The sequence below is a fragment of the Marinobacter sp. UBA2498 genome, from assembly GCF_002341575.1.
Taxonomy (GTDB): domain Bacteria; phylum Pseudomonadota; class Gammaproteobacteria; order Pseudomonadales; family Oleiphilaceae; genus Marinobacter; species Marinobacter manganoxydans.
Window position 1 is genome coordinate 9726 of record NZ_DDOI01000117.1, and the last position, 338, is coordinate 10063.

Below are 338 nucleotides of genomic sequence, written 5' to 3' on the forward strand. Positions count from 1 at the left end.
CTTCGGCGTTGATGCGGAACTGGGCAGCAAAGCCCCGGTAGGAAATGTCTTCCTGCTTGAGGCCCAGTGGTTCGCCGGCAGCGATCCGTATCTGCGCCTTGATGATATCCACCCCGGTGATTTCCTCGGTGATTGTGTGCTCAACCTGAACCCGGGTATTCATTTCCATGAAGTAAAAGCTGCCATCGTGGTCCAGCAGGAACTCGACGGTGCCGGCATTTACGTAACCACACTGCTTCGCCACCCGTTTGGCCAGATCGCCGATGTATTCGCGCTGACTTTCCTCAAGCTGCGGCGACGGCGCCAGCTCAATCAGCTTCTGGTTGCGGCGCTGGATC

1 protein-coding gene is annotated in these 338 nt (G+C 57.7%); it reads right to left on the minus strand.

The genetic code is table 11. From position 1 onward, the window contains the following. A partial coding sequence (locus B2W52_RS16195; RefSeq protein WP_476738541.1) for an ATP-binding protein occupies positions 1–338 on the minus strand: 338 nt, incomplete at both ends.